Origin of the sequence: Pandoraea pneumonica (assembly GCF_049918595.1) — a bacterium.
GTDB lineage: Bacteria > Pseudomonadota > Gammaproteobacteria > Burkholderiales > Burkholderiaceae > Pandoraea > Pandoraea pneumonica_A.
Genome location: NZ_JBNCRZ010000001.1, coordinates 546,273 through 559,664, shown reverse-complemented (window position 1 = coordinate 559,664; position 13,392 = coordinate 546,273). Strand labels below are relative to the sequence as shown.

At 62.7% G+C, this 13,392-nt stretch carries 13 protein-coding genes; 10 read left to right on the top strand and 3 right to left on the bottom strand.

Annotated elements, in window-relative coordinates; translation table 11 throughout:
• The first annotated feature begins 226 nt into the window (after nucleotides 1-226).
• The 6 genes from gshA to ptsP all read left to right on the top strand — a co-directional run bounded on the left by gshA (nucleotide 227) and on the right by ptsP (nucleotide 6,968).
• Nucleotides 227-1,516 carry a glutamate--cysteine ligase gene (gene gshA, locus ACPWR9_RS02620; RefSeq protein ID WP_426296596.1) on the top strand — a complete coding sequence of 430 codons (1,290 nt, stop codon included), beginning with the start codon at nucleotides 227-229 and terminating at the stop codon, nucleotides 1,514-1,516.
• A gap of 414 nt (nucleotides 1,517-1,930) precedes the next feature.
• Complete coding sequence (locus tag ACPWR9_RS02615; RefSeq protein WP_426296597.1) at nucleotides 1,931-3,145, top strand: helix-turn-helix transcriptional regulator; 1,215 nt, start codon at nucleotides 1,931-1,933, stop codon at nucleotides 3,143-3,145.
• Complete coding sequence (gene gshB / locus ACPWR9_RS02610) at nucleotides 3,081-4,217, top strand: glutathione synthase (protein WP_426330714.1); 1,137 nt, start codon at nucleotides 3,081-3,083, stop codon at nucleotides 4,215-4,217. The genes ACPWR9_RS02615 and gshB overlap by 65 nt, the downstream gene beginning before the upstream one ends.
• Nucleotides 4,218-4,398: 181 nt before the next feature.
• Nucleotides 4,399-4,812 (top strand): PTS sugar transporter subunit IIA, encoded by a 414-nt coding sequence (locus tag ACPWR9_RS02605; RefSeq protein WP_150679886.1) that lies wholly within the window; start codon nucleotides 4,399-4,401, stop codon nucleotides 4,810-4,812.
• Nucleotides 4,813-4,815: 3 nt separating this feature from the next.
• Nucleotides 4,816-5,085 carry an HPr family phosphocarrier protein gene (locus tag ACPWR9_RS02600; protein WP_150679887.1) on the top strand — a complete coding sequence of 90 codons (270 nt, stop codon included), beginning with the start codon at nucleotides 4,816-4,818 and terminating at the stop codon, nucleotides 5,083-5,085.
• Between the two features lie 146 nt (nucleotides 5,086-5,231).
• Complete coding sequence (gene ptsP, locus ACPWR9_RS02595) at nucleotides 5,232-6,968, top strand: phosphoenolpyruvate--protein phosphotransferase (RefSeq protein WP_426296599.1); 1,737 nt, start codon at nucleotides 5,232-5,234, stop codon at nucleotides 6,966-6,968.
• Between the two features lie 167 nt (nucleotides 6,969-7,135).
• Here ptsP and ACPWR9_RS02590 read toward each other — a convergent pair whose 3' ends face one another.
• From ACPWR9_RS02590 to gpmA, 3 genes are all read right to left on the bottom strand, one after another.
• Nucleotides 7,136-7,888, bottom strand: a complete 753-nt coding sequence (locus ACPWR9_RS02590; RefSeq protein WP_426296600.1) for a HesA/MoeB/ThiF family protein — start codon at nucleotides 7,886-7,888, stop codon at nucleotides 7,136-7,138.
• A gap of 140 nt (nucleotides 7,889-8,028) precedes the next feature.
• Nucleotides 8,029-9,597, bottom strand: coding sequence for a S41 family peptidase (locus ACPWR9_RS02585; protein ID WP_426296601.1), 1,569 nt, complete (start codon nucleotides 9,595-9,597; stop codon nucleotides 8,029-8,031).
• 436 nt (nucleotides 9,598-10,033) lie between these two features.
• Nucleotides 10,034-10,780 carry a 2,3-diphosphoglycerate-dependent phosphoglycerate mutase gene (gene gpmA / locus ACPWR9_RS02580; RefSeq protein ID WP_058377095.1) on the bottom strand — a complete coding sequence of 249 codons (747 nt, stop codon included), beginning with the start codon at nucleotides 10,778-10,780 and terminating at the stop codon, nucleotides 10,034-10,036.
• Between the two features lie 233 nt (nucleotides 10,781-11,013).
• Here gpmA and ACPWR9_RS02575 point away from each other — a divergent pair, with 233 nt between their 5' ends.
• The 4 genes from ACPWR9_RS02575 to ACPWR9_RS02560 all read left to right on the top strand — a co-directional run bounded on the left by ACPWR9_RS02575 (nucleotide 11,014) and on the right by ACPWR9_RS02560 (nucleotide 13,361).
• The gene (locus ACPWR9_RS02575; RefSeq protein ID WP_426312842.1) at nucleotides 11,014-11,421 is read left to right on the top strand and encodes a rhodanese-like domain-containing protein; all 408 of its coding nucleotides are present in this window, start codon (nucleotides 11,014-11,016) and stop codon (nucleotides 11,419-11,421) included.
• A 16-nt stretch (nucleotides 11,422-11,437) separates the two neighbouring features.
• The gene (gene grxC / locus ACPWR9_RS02570) at nucleotides 11,438-11,698 is read left to right on the top strand and encodes a glutaredoxin 3 (RefSeq protein ID WP_150679893.1); all 261 of its coding nucleotides are present in this window, start codon (nucleotides 11,438-11,440) and stop codon (nucleotides 11,696-11,698) included.
• A 65-nt stretch (nucleotides 11,699-11,763) separates the two neighbouring features.
• Nucleotides 11,764-12,270 (top strand): protein-export chaperone SecB, encoded by a 507-nt coding sequence (gene secB / locus ACPWR9_RS02565; RefSeq protein WP_150679894.1) that lies wholly within the window; start codon nucleotides 11,764-11,766, stop codon nucleotides 12,268-12,270.
• Nucleotides 12,271-12,350: 80 nt separating this feature from the next.
• Nucleotides 12,351-13,361, top strand: coding sequence for an NAD(P)H-dependent glycerol-3-phosphate dehydrogenase (locus ACPWR9_RS02560; RefSeq protein ID WP_426312840.1), 1,011 nt, complete (start codon nucleotides 12,351-12,353; stop codon nucleotides 13,359-13,361).
• The last annotated feature ends 31 nt before the right edge of the window (nucleotides 13,362-13,392 follow it).

Genomic DNA, 13,392 nt, shown 5'->3' with positions numbered 1-13,392 from the left:
GTTACCGGCGCCGGTCGGACAGCCGGCCCGGTATTGCGCGGGCACCCGTTGGGTGCCCGTTTTTTTATGCCGGCTTGCGTTTGCCGGTTCTGCCCCCATCTTTTCTCATCGCGGCATCGCCCATCGCGCCCGCCAAAAACCGGTGCCCCTTCGCGGGGCATGGCGAACGGCAGGATCGCCGGGCGTTTGCTCTACAATCGATATTCCATCTGGATATGAGAGAAGCATGGTTCCGCATCTCGTCACGGCCCTGAAAGGCCCCCTGCTCGACCTGGAAAAGAAGATCCTCGATGCGACGCCCGCCATCGAGCGCTGGTTCCGGCTCGAGTGGCAGGAGCACACGCCGCCGTTCTACTGTTCGGTCGACTTGCGCAATGCCGGCTTCAAGCTCGCTCCCGTCGACACCAATCTCTTCCCGGGCGGCTTCAACAATCTCGCCCCCGAAGTGCTGCCGCTCGCGGTGCAGGCCGCCATGGCCGCGATCGAGAAGATCTGCCCCGACGCCAAGAATCTGCTGCTGATTCCCGAGCGCCACACGCGCAACTCGTTCTATCTCCAGAACATTGCCCGCTTGTCGACGATCATGCGTCACGCAGGCCTGCATGTGCGCCTCGGCAGCCTCTCGGACGACATTACCGAGCCGACCACCATCGAGCTGCCCGACGGGCAGCATGTCGTGATCGAGCCGCTGGAGCGTTCGCAGCGCCGGCTGGGTCTCAAGAATTTCGACCCGTGTTCGATCTTGCTCAACAACGACTTGTCGGCCGGTATCCCGCCGATTCTCGAAGGGCTGCACGAGCAATATCTGCTGCCGCCGCTGCACGCGGGTTGGGCGGTGCGCCGTAAGAGCCAGCACTTCTCGGCGTACGACGATGTGGTCAAGAAGTTCGCCAAGATGATCGACGTCGATCAATGGATGCTCAATCCGTATTTCGCCAAGTGCGAAGGCATCGACTTCGACGAGCGCGTGGGCGAAGAGAAGCTGGCCGACACGGTCGACGCGGTGCTCAAGAAGATCAACAAGAAGTATCGCGAGTACGGCATTAGCGAGAAGCCGTTCGTCGTGATCAAGGCCGATGCCGGGACGTACGGCATGGGCGTGATGATGGTGCACGACGCCGCCGAGATCAAAAACCTGAACCGGCGCGAACGCACCAAGATGAGCGTGGTGAAGGAAGGCCTCGAAGTGCACGACGTCATCGTGCAAGAAGGCGTCTACACGTTCGAGCGCATCAACGAGGCGGTGGCCGAGCCGGTGGTCTACATGATCGACCGCTACGTCGTGGGCGGTTTCTACCGCGTGCATACGGGCCGTGGCACCGACGAGAACCTGAACGCTCCGGGCATGCATTTCGTGCCGCTCGCGTTCGAACACACTGCGTTGCCGGACGTCCACGCCAAGCCGGGCGCCGCACCGCCGAATCGCTTCTATATGTATGGTGTGGTGGCGCGCCTTGCGTTGCTCGCGTCCTCGATCGAACTCGAACGCACGGACCCGGATCCGGAAACTTACTGAGCGATTTGAGGATGGAATGATTGAACGCAGCAGGTCACCGCGCGTGGCGTTCGATTGAGTCGTTTCTGAAAGCGGAAATAAAAAGACGCCCGGCTGGCCCCCCGACTAGCCGGGCGTCACATTTGCCGGCAGCCTCATGCAGCGGCCGGAAATCGGGGCTTCCCTGGGCGGGCCCCCCCGCAAAGTTGTTGCACTACTAGTACTTCTCTTACTTCGTTCCCTTCCGGCAACACCCAAATCCGAGCGATTCGATGTATCGTCGCCGCCGATCTATTGCCCGACACCCTGATTGGCGTTGGGCAATGGCGTGATGATGCGTGCGATCGACGCGACAAACATCCCCCGAATGGGGGATATGTTTGCGAATTCGAACCGAATAGGAAATTTCCTCGGAGTGTTTCCGAAGAGGGGCGCATGGCGATACAAGGCGAATTGCGAGCGCGTTTGCGGCAATTGCATCAGTTGCCGGTGTCGACGCTGGATTACCTGCCCGTGTGGCTGGAGACGATGCGCACATTGCTGGCGGCGGACGCTGTCGCGGCGCTGTGGCACGACAGCCAAAGTGGGTTTTCGACCGGCGGCCATTGGCTTGCACCGCAGGCGTCGGTGGCGGCATGTGAGCGGTTTGCCGCGAGCGACGCCACGATGCCGTTAGCGAGCGACGGCTGGGAGCGGATGTCGCGCGGCGAGTTGATTCGCGGTCACGCCCGACGGGTGCGCCGGGGCAACGCAACGCCGCCGCCGGGGCACACGCTCACCCGTTCGGCGGAACTGGACGCGTGTCTCGGCGGGGGCGACGTGCTCGACATTCGTCTGATGCCCGTATTGCGGCGTCGGCCGGACGCGGGGGAGGCGACGCCCCGTTCGGGGCCACTACGCTTGTTCGTGTCTCGCGCCCCATCCCGTCCGCGCTTCAGCGCGCGTGACATGCAGGTCTTCGAACAGGCAGCGGCGGAATTTGCTTTTCCTTCTACGCGCCCGAGACTGCCGCCCCCCGGTCTGTGGAGCCGGATCATCGAGCCATCTGCTCATTGCCTTAAAGACAACCTCACCACTGACATTTGCCACGACGTCAGCGGCACACTCATTTGGCACGACGAGCGTCCCGAGTGGGCGGATCCCGCAGCGCTCTCGCTGATGCAACGGGTCTGGCGTGGGGCTTCGGGGGAGGTCTGGCCGGACGCGTGTCTCGTCGTACAGGAATGCGGTGCCTTGGCCGCGGAATTGACCTCGCAGCCCGACGACGCCTCGTCGCCCGGTCGTCACGCCAGCCGCCGGATGGCGATGCCCGGCGGCACGCTGCATCTGCACGCGACGCGACTACGCAACATGAGTGCACGGCCGACAGAGCGGGTGCGTATCGCGCTGCACCTCGCCGTACCATCGGCGCTACGGTTGATGACTCGGCTGTGGGCGACCCCGCTCACGCCCATGCAGCGCGAAATTGCCATGCGTCTGCTCGCGGGCGAGTCTCGGGCGCAGGCCCGCGAAGCGTGCGGCATCGGTGTTCAGACGCTGAAAACGCATTTGTCCTCGATGCGTGCTCGGCTCGATCCGGTGCGCGATGCAGCATTGCTGCGGGGCTTGGGCGGCCTGGCAGGCCAGCGAACCGGCAGCGAGACGCCGTAGGGCGAGACAGGGCCATCCCCAGTCGTCCGGCCATGCCGGTCCGCAGCGGCAAAACGGCGCCTCGGCTAGAATAGACGCCTGTCGCCGCAGCTTGCGGTGTGTGCATTCGAACCTCCAAGACCCCCGCCGATCGATGCAGATTCTCTTTATCGCCGACCCGCTCGACCACTTCAAAATCTACAAGGACACCACGTTCTCGATGATGCGCGAAGCCGCGCGTCGCGGGCACCGCATCTTCGCTTGCGAGCCGCACGAAATGGCATGGCAGGGCGCCAGTGTCGATGCGCGCGTGCAGGAGATCCGGCTGACGGGGGACGAAACGACCTGGTACGAGACCATCGACACGCGTGTCGCTGCACTCACGGCATTCGACGCCGTGATCATGCGCAAAGACCCGCCGTTCGACATGGAGTACATCAACTCCACTTGGCTGCTTGAAATCGCCGAGCGCGCCGGCGCCCGCGTGTTCAACAAGCCCAGCGCCATTCGCGATCACTCCGAGAAGCTCGCGATTGCCGAGTTCGGCGAGTTCGTCACGCCGACGCTGGTGACGCGCGATGCCGCCCGACTGCGTGCATTCCACGCTGAACATAACGACGTCATCTACAAGCCGCTCGACGGCATGGGCGGGACGGGCGTCTTCCGCATCGGCGCGGATGGCCGCAACCTGGGGGCCGTCATCGAAATGCTGGGCGAGAACGGTGCCCGCTCGGTGATGGCACAGCGGTTCATTCCCGACATCGTGCAGGGCGATAAGCGCATTCTGATCATCGGCGGCAAAGTGGTGCCGCACTCGCTTGCACGAATTCCGCAAGGTAACGAGGTCCGCGGCAATCTGGCGGCAGGTGGTCTGGGGGAAGCGCGCGATCTTTCCGCACGTGACCGTCAAATTGCCGAAGCACTGGCGCCGACACTCTGGCAACGTGGCCTGCTGCTCGTGGGCCTCGACGTGATCGGGGATTACCTCACGGAAGTGAACGTCACGAGCCCGACGTGCTTCCAGGAAATCACGCAGCAGACCGGTTTCGACGTGCCGAAGATGTTCATCGACGCGCTGGAACTGGCGGTTTGAGCGCTGGCGGGCCTTCGCCGAGGGTGTCAAGGCTTTTACGACACCCCGGAGAAGACCCTAACGTGATGAAAATTCGGGGATTTTGCGCGCCTGCTAAAATAAGAATCCCAAAATCGACAGGCTTGCGTTCGTCGTTGTGTTCGTACCCCGGACAACTGCGGCGCTCGGCGTGCCTAGCATCATGGCTGGAATTCTAATCATTGCCCACGCACCGCTCGCGACTGCACTTCGCGAGTGTGTTTCGCATATTTACGGCGGCTGTCCGGCGCGCATCGGCGCGATCGACGTAGCCCCCGACCAGGACACGGCGGCGCTGCTCGGCACCGCGCGCGAAAAGCTCGCCCAACTGCAAGAAGAGAACGGCGTGCTGGTGCTCACCGACCTGTTCGGCGCCACACCGTCGAACATTGCGGCGCAGCTTGTCGGGCCGAAAGTGCGGGTGCTCGCGGGGGTCAATCTGTCGATGCTCATCAAGTCGGTTTGCTACCGCTCGGTGCCGCTCGATACGCTGGCGGAAAAGGTGCTTGCAGGCGGATCTAAAGGTATTCTGGAAGTCGGCGCAGGTGCGCCGGCCACACACTCTACGTCACACTGAAACATGCTTCGACAAGAAACGACGATCGTAAATAAATTGGGCTTGCATGCCCGGGCATCCGCAAAGCTGACGCAACTGGCGGCGAAATTTCAGAGTGAGGTCTGGCTGACCCGGAACGGTCGGCGTATCAACGCGAAGAGCATCATGGGCGTCATGATGCTGGCGGCCGGTATCGGCTCGAAGGTCGAAGTCGAGACCGAAGGCTCGGACGAGCAACAAGCCATGGACGAGATCCTGGCCCTCATCGCCAACAAGTTCGGCGAAGGGGAATAAACGCGTTGTCGTGGCCCATGGCGAATCGGGCGGCGCTTTGCAGGTGCGTCGCTACATCGCCGTCGAAACGGTCACGCAAACGCTGGCATCGGGCCTGCGCTGGCCCGGAGGATCGAATCATCCGCCTTTGAACTGGGGAGACTTCCTTGTCTTTCACCCTGCACGGCATTCCCGTCTCGCGTGGCATCGCGATCGGCCGCGCCTATCTCCTGGCGCCCGCGACGCTCGATGTGCCGCACTATCTGCTCGATCCTTCTCAGATCGACGACGAAATCGCGCGCTTTCGCAATGCGCAGGCGAGCGTCCAACAAGAACTCGATACCCTCAAAGCCGAACTTCCCGACGACGCGCCGGGCGAGATGGGGGCATTTCTCGACGTCCACTCGCTGATTCTTAACGACACGCTGCTCGTTGACGCGGTCGTGAAGCTCGTTCGCGAGCGCCGCTACAACGCCGAGTGGGCGCTGACTACCCAGCTTGAAGTCCTCGTTGCGCGCTTCGAAGACATCGAAGACGAATATCTTCGCGAGCGACGTGCCGATATCGAACAGGTGACCGAGCGTGTCCTCAAGGCGCTCGCCGGTGCCCCCGGTATTCGCCATGTGGTGGCCGAGACGCCGCGCGACGACATGATCGTCGTGGCGCGCGACATCGCCCCCGCCGACATGCTTCAGTTCAAGTCGCAGACATTCAAGGGCTTCGTCACCGACCTCGGCGGCAAGACATCGCACACGGCGATCGTCGCGCGCAGTCTGGGCATTCCGGCGGCTGTGGGCGTGGCGCAGGCCAGTCTGCTGGTCAAGCAGGACGACGTCATCATCATCGACGGCGATCACGGCATCGTTATCGTCGATCCGGCGCCGATCGTGCTCGAAGAGTACAGCTACCGGCAAAGCGAGCGCGCGCTCGAAGATCGTCGGTTGCAGCGGCTCAAGCACTCGCCCGCGCAGACCATCGACGGCACGCCGATCGATTTGTTCGCCAACATCGAACTGCCCGAAGACGCCAAGACGGCGGTCGCCGCGGGCGCCGTCGGCGTGGGTCTTTTCCGTACGGAATTCCTTTTCATGAACATGGAAGAGGCGCCGGAGGAAGAGGAGCAGTTCGAGGCGTACAAACGCGCAGTGGAATCGATGAAGGGGCTGCCGCTTACGATTCGCACGATCGACGTGGGTGCAGACAAACCGCTCGACAGTCACGAGTCGTACGAGACGGCGGCGAACCCGGCACTTGGCTTACGTGCGATTCGCTGGAGCCTCTCCGAGCCGCGCATGTTCCTCACGCAGTTGCGCGCAATTCTGCGCGCGTCGGCGTTTGGTCAGGTGCGAATTCTCTTCCCGATGCTCGCGCATGCGCAGGAGATCGACCAGACGCTCGAACTCGTGCGCGAAGCCAAGGCACAGCTCGACGCGGCCGGTCTGCTCTACGACCCGGGGGTGAAGCTTGGCGCGATGATCGAGGTGCCTGCGGCCGCGCTAACGGTGCCGATGTTCCTCAAACGGCTCGACTTCCTGTCGATCGGCACGAACGACCTGATTCAGTACACGCTGGCCATCGACCGGGCTGACAATGCCGTCGCGCATCTCTACGATCCGTTGCATCCGGCCGTCTTGCGCTTGATCGCCATGACGATTCGCGAGGCGCATGCGTTTGGTGTGCCGGTAGCGGTTTGCGGCGAGATGGCGGGCGACCCCACGGCAACGCGATTGTTGCTCGGCATGGGGTTGCGCGAGTTCTCGATGCATCCGAGCCAGTTGCTTCAGGTGAAGCAGGAGATTCTGCGCGCCCATCTGCCCGATCTCGAACGACCGGTGCAGGAACTGCTGGCGGCGACGGAACCCGAAGAAATGCAGGCTGCGCTGGCGCGACTGTCGGTCGCGTAGTCGACACCACGGCCAGTGAGTGGGGCAATTCGCTGGCGCACGTCACTCAGACTTTTGCGCGCCAAAAGCAAAGGCGGGCACCTCGATCACGGGGTGCCCGCCTTTTTATATGCGTGCTCAGCTTTGTGCGTGCACTCTCGGAATCGGCACAAGTCACGCCAAAAGAATTAGTGCCGCTGTCCGCAGACCTTACATTCGGGATTACGGGCACAGTGCATCGTGTGCCAACTCATCTTGCGGCTGTCGAGCATCAGCAAACGGCCCACCAAGGGCACCCCAACCCCCGTCACGACCTTGATCGCCTCGGCGGCCTGCATGCTACCGATGATGCCCACGAGCGGCGCCAGCACGCCCATGGTGGCGCAGGCTTGCTCGGGGAACGGCTCGTCGGCGGGGAAGATGCACTCATAGCAGGGCGAGGCGTCGTTGCGCACATCGAACACGCTGATCTGACCGTCGAAGCGCAGCGCGGCACCCGAGACCAGTGGCACGCGAGCGGCCACGCAAGCGCGATTGACAGCGTGGCGCGTGGCGAAGTTATCCGAGCCGTCGAGCACCACCGTCGCTGTCTTGGCAAGCGCGGTCAGGCGGGTTTCGTCCACACGCTCGTTGACGACGTCGACCACCACGCCCGGGTTGATCTGCGCGATGCGGTTGCGGCCCGAGATCACCTTGGGGTGACCCACGCTGTGGGTGTCGTGCAGGATCTGGCGTTGCAGATTGGTGAGATCGACATCGTCGTCGTCAATCAGGGTAATGCGCCCGATGCCTGAGGCCGCCAGATAGAGCGCGGCGGGTGAGCCTAGACCACCGGCACCCACGATCACCGCGTGGGCGGCCAGCAGACGCTCCTGACCTTCGATACCGATTTCATCGAGCAGGATATGGCGGGAGTAACGCAACAGCTGATCGTCGTTCATCGCAAAACGGAGAGACTTCGTGGCCACAACGGGGGGCGGACTGCGGCCGTCGGTGGACGGAGCGGCGGGATGACGCCCGCGCGGCAATAAAAAAACCGTGCCGGCTTTCGCGGGCACGGTTCGTAGTGTAAGGCGGATGCTTACTTCTTGTCCGTCGGCTTGGCGGGCACGACCGTATCCGTCTTCGGATCGGTCTTGGCACCGGCTGCCGGCGTAGCGGCCGGGGCGGCCTTGCCAGCGGCGTCCTTCGGCAGCGGGCCGGCATTGGCTTCCAGACGCGACTTGGTGCGCTGGACCGGCTCGCCCTTCAGTTGATGCACGGCCTGCTGGAGCATGAAGTCTTCAGGGCTGCCCAGATCCGGCAGGCGTTCCTGGCTTTCCTTCTTGCGCTCCTCCGGTGTCTTCTTCGCGTTCTCTTCCTCGAGGCGGCGGAGTTCTTCCAGGCGGCGGGCTTCGCGAGCGTCGATTTCCTTCTGTTCGTCCGGCGTCTGCGTGTTGTGCAGATGGTTCTGGTAATCGATCTCGCGCGTTACCAGCACGTCATCCGGGTCACCCTTCGGATTCTGATCGACCGGCACGTCCGGCTTGATACCGATCGACTGGATCGAGCGGCCGCTCGGCGTGTAGTAGTACGCCGTGGTCAGACGCAGCGCCGTATCCGGCGAGAGTTGACGCACCGTTTGCACCGAACCCTTGCCGAACGTGGTCTTGCCCATGATCAGCGCGCGCTTCGAATCTTGCAGCGCACCGGCCACAATTTCCGAGGCCGAAGCCGAGTAGGCGTTCACGAGCACCACCATCGGCACCGTCTTCCAGATCGGGGCTTCGCCCTTGAGCGGATCTTCCGGGCTGGCCGACAGGCGGTAGTTGTCGAACGTGGCGGTGTACTTCTGCTTCGCGTCTTCGATCTGACCGTTGGTCGTCACGACGGTCGCGCCGTCCTTCAGGAACGCTGCGGAAACGCCAACTGCGGACTGGAGGATACCGCCGCCGTTGTTACGCAGATCGAGAATCAGACCCTTGACCGGTTGATCCTTCGACAGTTCTTGCAGCTTCTTGGCCAGGTCCGGCACCGTGCGTTCCTGGAAGCTCGTGATACGCACGTAGGCGATACCCGGCTCCAGCAGCTTGCCCTTGACGCTCTGCACGCGAATTTCGGCGCGCACGATCGACACCGGGAAGGTGCGTTCGTCGGACTTGCGGTAAATGGTCAACGTGACCTTGCTGCCCGGCGCGCCGCGCATGCGCTTGACGGCCTGATCGAGCGTCATGCCGCGTACCGGCTTGTCGTCGATGCGGGTGATGAGGTCGCCAGGCTTGAGGCCAGCCTTGAACGCGGGGCTGTCTTCGATCGGCGTGATGACCTTCACGAGGCCGTCTTCCTGCGAGATCTCGATGCCCAGACCGGCGAAGCGGCCGCGCGTCTGCTCTTGCAGTTCTTTGTATTCTTCCTTGTCGAGATACGACGAGTGCGGATCGAGGCTCGACACCATGCCCTTGATCGCCGCGGTCAGCAGCTTCTTATCGTCGACCGGCTGGACGTATTCACGCTTGATCTGACCGAACACTTCGGCCAGCAGACGGAGCTGCTCGAGCGGCAGCGGCGTGGTAGCGCTCTGTGCGGAAGCCTGCGAAAACGCGAGGGTGGCAGCCGCACCGGTCGCGAGGCCCAGCACGATCAGGCCGATGTGTTTGAGGGTTTGGCGCATATAGGCGTGGAAATTCCGGATTTTTCGGGGCGAGCGCCAATGGGCGCGCGCACTTTGGCGAAGTATAACCGTTTGCCAACGGGGCGGACATTGCCCATTCGACAGGGAGTTTTCCGGAGTGGTTCTCCGAAAAGTTCCATCCGATGCGGCCTTTGCGTGAATTTTCCGTGAAGCGTGGCCCGATATCGCGTGGGATTGGCAGGTTAGATGCGCCTGACGAGCCGGGTGGCGTGGGTTTCAAACCACGGCAATCGCTGCGCAAACCGTCATATCGACGTGTTACACCGTATTACCTATGCGGGTTTGCACGCAGTGCCAATGGCGTGAGGATGGCGGTGTGATGGCGTGGATGTGACGGGGATACCTAGCAAACGGGCGGTCGCGACACTTGGGTGTCGCGACCGCCCGTCAGACTTCAAACGTCCTTTGCGGGGACTTACTTCGACTTGCCTTGTGCAGCGACGGCGGCCAGTGCACCGGCGATTTTGTCTTGATCGCCGAGATAGTAGTGGCGAATCGGCTTGAGATCGGCGTCCAGTTCATACACGAGCGGCGTGCCGTTCGGGATGTTCAGGCCGGCGATATCGTCGTCCGAAATATTGTCCAGGTGCTTGATAAGGGCGCGCAGCGAATTGCCGTGTGCGGCGACGAGCACTTGCTTGCCAGCACGCACGGCCGGGGCGATCGATTCGTTCCACAGCGGGAGCACGCGAGCGACGGTGTCTTTCAGGCACTCGGTGAGCGGAATCTCTTCGCGCTTGAGCTTGGCGTAACGCGGATCGTTGTACGAGCTACGGTCGTCGTCTGCGGCGAGCGGGGGCGGCGGCGTGTCGTAGCTGCGGCGCCAGACGTGCACCTGATCGTCACCGTATTTGGCGGCGGTCTCGGCCTTGTTCAGGCCGGCGAGCGCACCGTAGTGACGCTCGTTCAGGCGCCACGTGTGGACCACGGGAATCCACATCTGGTCCATGGCGTCCTGCACGTGCCAAAGCGTGCGGATCGCGCGCTTGAGCACCGAGGTGTACGCCAGATCGAACGCGAAACCGGCTTCGGCGAGCAGTTTGCCGGCCTGGCTGGCTTCGGCGACGCCCTTTTCGGTCAGGTCGACATCGACCCAGCCGGTGAAGCGATTTTCTTTGTTCCACGTCGATTCGCCGTGGCGGATAAGAACGAGCTTGTACATGAGCAGCTTCAGTCAGAGTAGGAAAGCGGGGGCAGCCAGCGGGGTCGGAGGCGGCTCGCAGCACCCCGCGCAGCACCGCCCAGTAAGGGCGTAGCGGCAGCGGCCGAGGGGCGAAGGGGGCGGCAAACAAGCCGCCGCGGACGTCCGGCGCAACGATTGGCAACGTGACCCGTCGGCGCAATCTCGGATTATTTTATAATGATCGGATTCTTTTGATATTTTTCAGGTGGCTTGTGAAGTTCTTTGCCGATTACACCAACCTCGCGCTGATCGCCATTGCCCTCGTTTCGGGTGGCATGCTGGCATGGCCGGTTTTCAAGCGCAGCGGTCGTGGTTTGTCCACGATGGAAGCGACGCAGCTCATTAACCGCAAAGGCGCCGTGGTTCTCGACGTGCGCTCGACAGAGGAATTCGCAGGCGGCCACTTGCCGTCCGCACGCAACGTGCCGCTCGACGACGTGGAACAAAAAGTCGGGCAGGTCATCAAGAATAAGGCAGCACCGGTACTCATCGTGTGCAAGAGCGGTCAACGCTCGGCGCGCGCCCAGACGTTGCTGCGCAATCTCGGCTATGCCGAGTCGTTCAGCCTCCAGGGCGGTCTTGCCGCTTGGCAGGAAGCCGGCTTGCCGGTCGTGAAGTAACCGAGGAGTTGTCGTTATGCCGAAGATCGTGATGTACAGCACGCAAGTGTGCCCATATTGCCAAATGGCCGAACGCCTGCTGCGCCAGCGCGGCGTTCAGGAAATCGAGAAGATTTTGATCGACAAGGATCCCGCGCGTCGTGAAGAAATGATGACCCGTACGGGCCGTCGCACGGTGCCGCAGATCTACATCGACGAGCGCCATGTCGGGGGTTACGACGATCTGTCGGCACTCGATCGCGCCGGTGGCCTCGTGCCGCTCTTGCAAGCCGCCTGAAACCGCCTGCAAAATAGTCCGCCCAGCCGCGCCCTTGCGCGGCTGTTTTATCCCAAGGAAAAGAAATGTCCGACCAGAATCAGCCGTTTTTCAGCATCCAGCGTTCCTACCTGAAAGATCTGTCGCTTGAGCAGCCGAATTCGCCCGCGATCTTCCTTGAACAGGAAATGCCGACGGTCGAAGTGCAAGTCGACGTTGCCGCCGAGCGTCTGGCCGACGAAATCTTCGAAGTGGCCGTGATCGCCACCGTGACGGCAAAGATCAAGGACAAGGTCGCGTTCCTGGTCGAAGGCAAGCAAGCCGGTATTTTCGAAATCCGCAACGTGCCGGTCGAACAACTCGATCCGCTCATCGGCATCGCCTGCCCGACGATCGTCTACCCGTACCTGCGCGCGAACGTGGCCGACGCCATCAGCCGTGCCGGTTTCCAGCCGATCCATCTGGCCGAAATCAATTTCCAGGCGCTCTACGAGCAACGTCTGGCACAACTGGCCGAGCAACAAGCGGCCAATGGCGAGACGCCGGCACCGGGCATCGTGATGCCCGACGGCTCGTCCGCCAAGACTCACTAAGCGCTCCCGCGCTTGATCGACGCGATGGCCAGCGGGGCGCTTAGCTGCGTGAGCTACGCCATTGCGTCGAGGTCGCCTTCATGAAAATTGCCGTCTTCGGTGCCGGTGCCTGGGGTACCGCAATGGCCAGTCACATGGCCACCCGCCATGATGTTGTCCTCTGGGCGCGCGATGCTGCGCTCGTGAAGCAACTAAGCGACTCCCACGAAAATTCCACTTATCTCCCCGGTGCCACGTTATCGCCGCGTTTGCGTTTCGACGCCGACTTTGCGAGCGTTCTCGCGCACGGCACGGGCGAGCGAGCATTGTGTGTTGCCGCTGTCCCCGTCGCGGGATTGCGGGCGTTGGCCGGGCATCTGGCGAGCGCTGCACAACCGCCGCAACATCTTATCTGGCTGTGCAAAGGCTTCGAGTCCGATACGGGGCTGTTGCCGCATCAAATCGTCTCCGAAGTATTCCCCGGCGTGGCCGGTGGCTCGCTGTCGGGCCCGAGCTTTGCGCGGGAAGTGGCGCAGGGGTTGCCTGCCGCGCTGACTGTCGCGAGTGCTTCGCCGTCGTTGTGTGAGCTGACCATCGACGCCTGTCATTTCGGTGCCCTACGCATTTATTCGAGCGACGACGTGGTTGGCGTCGAAGTCGGCGGGGCGGTGAAAAACGTGCTCGCCATTGCGACGGGCGTGGGCGATGGCTTGGGGCTCGGCCTTAACGCGCGTGCCGCGCTCGTGACACGCGGTCTTGCCGAGATGACCCGGCTAGGCGTGGCGTTGGGCGGCAAACCCGAGACGTTCATGGGGCTGGCCGGTGTCGGCGATCTGATTTTGACGGCGACCGGCGACTTGTCGCGTAACCGTACGGTCGGACTGCAACTCGCCACGGGCAAATCGCTCGACGACGTGCTCGCCTCGCTGGGGCATGTGGCTGAAGGGGTACGTTGTGCGCGGGCTGTGCGAGATCTCGCTCACGCGCATGGCGTGAGCATGCCGATTACCGATGCCGTATGCGCGATGCTGTTCGACGGCTTGCCTGCGCGGGCGGCAGTAGAAGCCCTGTTGCGCCGCGACGCACGCGCCGAGCGGGAAGACGACGCTTAAGTCTGTCTCCGCGGCAAATCTCTGATGGCCT